1 pseudogene is annotated in these 814 nt (G+C 69.9%); it reads left to right on the top strand.

Features of this window, described 5'->3' with window-relative positions:
- Positions 1 to 634 (top strand): annotated as a pseudogene (locus MOV74_RS39355) (dienelactone hydrolase); the annotation flags it as partial.
- Positions 635 to 814: the final 180 nt, after the last annotated feature.

The raw sequence follows: 814 nt of genomic DNA, 5'->3' as shown, positions 1-814 counted from the left end.
GGCGCCGCCCGGACTCGTCGCCGCGATCAGCTTCGCCGGAGGCCGCGGCTCGCGCGACGACGACGACGTCTGCAATCCGGATGGACTGGTGCAGGCCTTCGCCACCTTCGGCAAGACCTCGCGCGTGCCGATGCTGTGGGTCTATGCGACCAACGATTCGTACTTCGGCCCCGACCTCGCGCGCCGCCTCCATGACGGATTTCGCGCCGGTGGCGGCAACGCGACATTCATCGCGGCGCCGGCTTACGGCGACGACGGCCACTACCTCTATTCGGTGGCGGGCCGTCCGCAATGGACGCCCTATGTCGACGCCTTCCTGCGCGAGCGCGCCCTCGCCAGCCGCGACATCCTGAGCCCGCCCGATTCCTTGCCGCCTCCGCGCCAGCTCAACGAGGCCGCGCGGACCGAGTTCGCGCGCTATCTCGCCAGCACGCTGCCGCACAAGGCTTTCGCAGTGTCGCCGAATGGCGGCTACGGCTGGCGCGCGGGACGCATCACGGTGGACGACGCCCAGCGCGACTCGCTGGCCGCCTGCATGAAATGGTCGCCGACCTGCACGCTCTATGCGATCGACGACCACCTGGCCGGCCCCTCGCAACCGACGTCCACCGATCAGAGCGCCCGCGCGCGCTAGTCGCCGCGCGCCGGAGGCCGGTTTGTTAACTCCGGAGCTTTATGGAAGACCCATGCTGTGGGTTCTGGCACGCTTCAATCTCGACGCGACGTGGAGACACGTGGTGCTCGTCCTGCTGCTGTCGGCCCCGATCTGCGCACACGCCGGCGACGGCGACAGGGACGGGCCGCGCGCGCCGTC

The sequence above is a fragment of the Bradyrhizobium sp. SHOUNA76 genome (assembly GCF_023006445.1).
Taxonomy (GTDB): Bacteria; Pseudomonadota; Alphaproteobacteria; order Rhizobiales; family Xanthobacteraceae; genus Bradyrhizobium.
The sequence above is the reverse complement of the archived record's forward strand: the minus strand, read 5'-3'. Positions and strand labels throughout refer to the sequence as shown.